Genomic DNA, 2,680 nt, shown 5'->3' with positions numbered 1-2,680 from the left:
CCCTTAGCCGGGCGTTAGTTTCTATCTAGAAAAATCATCAAAAGCTCAGACTCATGCCCTGAAAAATCAGCTTTAAGCGTTCAAGTCGTACTATTTGGCTTTTGAGTTTTGCCTGATGCTTATTTGGTAGAAAGAGTTGAAAGTTCAGCTATTTCAAAGTCGCTGAAAACCAACAAGCCTCGAAGTTTCAATGTTGTCGGATATTCAACACGGTCAGTTTAGTTTCACAAAGGCTGCATTATCGCTGTGATCTGGTTTTCTTTGTCGCGGACTCTTAACCGTGGCTAACTTAACCTTGATTGTTTTGAGTTTTGGGAGCTAACTTCACAGCTTTTGGCGTTGGACGTGTGCATGTTCGATGCATTTGCGTAAAATGCTTTTCAAGTAAAGGTGTTAAAAGTCATTGTTAAACAATGGGCTACGAAACTAACAAACGCCTCAAGAGGGACTGTCAACGCGTGGCGTTTCCAGTCCCATTGAGCCGCGGTGGTTTCGGCTGTTGTGATTGAGTTTAGTGGTAGTGCGTTGCCAGCCCCTTAGGCGGGCGTTATGCAACTCAGGTAAATTTAGGGGTTCAATCTTTTGAGGTTTCTCCGGCCATTCGTTTTGTGTTGTCGGAAAATGAGCATTTTTACCCTAAAATTCGTAGTTTACTCAAGCCGTAAAACAGGCAAGGTTCTTTGTTTGCCCCAATGAGTTTTGGTGCTGGTTTGTTGTGAATTTAGCGGGCGCAAAGTGTGGAAAGGGCAAGTTAATCGAGCATTTTGGACTTGCTGAAGTTTTCGCTCGTTGAGTTTGCCTGATCCAAAAGCTTGGTTTGTTGCTGAAAGGTGAACTTTGTTTTGGCGGCTTATTTATCACGGCTCTGGCTTGGGTTGATTCTTGAATCACTTAACCATTGCAATCGTGGCTTTTGGTTGTGTAAAGTCAGTTTATCTCATTGAATTTGCATAACAAACGGCTCAAGAGGGATTGCTAACGCGTGGCGGCTTTAGTACAAAATTGAAGCTCAGTGTTTACAGTGTGTTTTTTGAGTTCGGTGGTGCGTTGTCAACCCCTTAGCCGGGCGTTATGTGATCTTGTAAATTCAGCTACATATAAATGAAGACAGTTTATGGCGTAAGCAATTTATACCGGCAGAAGCGGTATATGCTTATATCGAAGCCAAAAATACATTACATGTAGAAGGTGACATGTCTGATGGTCAAAGTTTGCTGAAAGCAGTCAATCAGGTGCATCTAGCGAAAAGTTTAGCGCGCTCTCCAAAGCATATTGGTGATATTGATCGTTATGTCAAATTTAACTCTGCTTCCCAAGGTTCCATAGGGTGGCCGAAAATTCGTAATCCAATGTACGGGTGTATTCTAGCGAGAAATATCAAGCTAAATAGAAGTTCAAGGGAGCAATTAGTAGACTCTATGCCTCTACATCTTCAATGCAATTTGAGAACGGACTCGAATTCCCCTCGTTATGAACCAGATCTTAACTTTCCGGACTTAATCATTGGCGGTAAAGATCATATTGTTGTGCCAGCGATAGGAGGTGTATTTACTTCTCCTTTTCTGGTTAAGGGAGAGAGTAGCATGAATCATATCCCTAATACCCAAGGGAAAGCATTCGGAATTGGCTTGTCGACAATAATCTATGCGCTGAACGCTATCGATTTAAAAGATATGTATTGGCCAGCGATTATCGCTAATGCTACTGGTGCTACTTTGACTAACTCTGAGGAATAAAATTCATTTAACAAGCAATTTAAGAGGGATTCTCAACGCTTGGCACTTTTGCTTCTACTTCAAATTTAGTGTTTATGGCACAATGCTTTAGGTTTGGGTGGAGGCGTTGTTCACCCCTTAATTGGGCGTTATATGGCAAGGAGACTTTATGGAAATCATTGAATTATTTAAAAGTGAATATCTATCCATTGTGTTTGGTAGCTTGGGTGGTCTTGTCACTACTGTACTAACACAAAAAGTTGTGAACAAACGAGGCTTGTTTAGCTATTTTGTTACACATAATAAAATTGGCAGTTCGACACAGGACTCAGTGCTTGGAAACGTATCTGTTACTTGGAACGGGAATAACGTTGAGCATTTGTACTTCTCTACCATAAAACTTAAGAATGAAAGTTTAAATGACTATGAGAATGTAGTTATCAAAGCTTACACAAGTGACACAATGCTCTTATCTGAGTCTACTCAAATAGAAAATACACCCGATATTCTTTTATGGACAGATAACTATCGAAATAGTCTTTATGTACCAGAGGGTGAGGTAGTTAAAGAGACGCAGTTAAAAATTTATCATGGGCAAAGGGAGTATGTAATCCCAGTTTTTAACCGTGGACAGCAAATTACACTAACATATATCAATTCAGCTAAGATTTCCCAAATGCCTAATATTTGGTTATCTACAACGATAAAGGGGGTTAAGCTCAAGTTCCAAGTACCACATAATCAGATCATGGGTGTATCCCAACCTAGAGCAGGTTTGATTGGGTCGTTACTGGGTTTTGCCCTGCTGTTACCATTAGTTACATATGTTTCAAATGCTTGGTTAATAGCAATACTAGCTATATCGTATGGACTTGTAGCGCAGTTACCGGGTGTTTTAGTTATTAAATCTGTGAGAAAACTTAGAGAGTTAGTGGGTGGTTAGCCATATAACAAACGGCTCAAGA

At 40.4% G+C, this 2,680-nt stretch carries 2 protein-coding genes and 1 pseudogene; all 3 read left to right on the top strand.

All coding sequences use genetic code 11. The annotated features are described in order from the left end of the window. The first annotated feature begins 190 nt into the window (after positions 1-190). The 3 genes and pseudogenes from DD616_RS17040 (at position 191) to DD616_RS17030 (ending at position 2,658) form a co-directional block, all read left to right on the top strand. Positions 191-372: pseudogene (locus tag DD616_RS17040) on the top strand (DUF645 family protein). 821 nt (positions 373-1,193) lie between these two features. Next, a complete protein-coding gene (locus DD616_RS17035) occupies positions 1,194-1,736 on the top strand; it encodes a hypothetical protein (protein ID WP_208871971.1) in 543 nt (180 codons plus the stop codon). Positions 1,737-1,884: 148 nt separating this feature from the next. After that, the gene (locus DD616_RS17030) at positions 1,885-2,658 is read left to right on the top strand and encodes a hypothetical protein (protein WP_208871970.1); all 774 of its coding nucleotides are present in this window, start codon (positions 1,885-1,887) and stop codon (positions 2,656-2,658) included. Positions 2,659-2,680 lie beyond the last annotated feature (22 nt).

The organism is Vibrio anguillarum, from assembly GCF_003390515.1.
Lineage (GTDB): Bacteria > Pseudomonadota > Gammaproteobacteria > Enterobacterales > Vibrionaceae > Vibrio > Vibrio anguillarum.
Note: the sequence above shows the minus strand (reverse complement) of the source record. Positions and strands in the feature narration are given on the sequence as shown.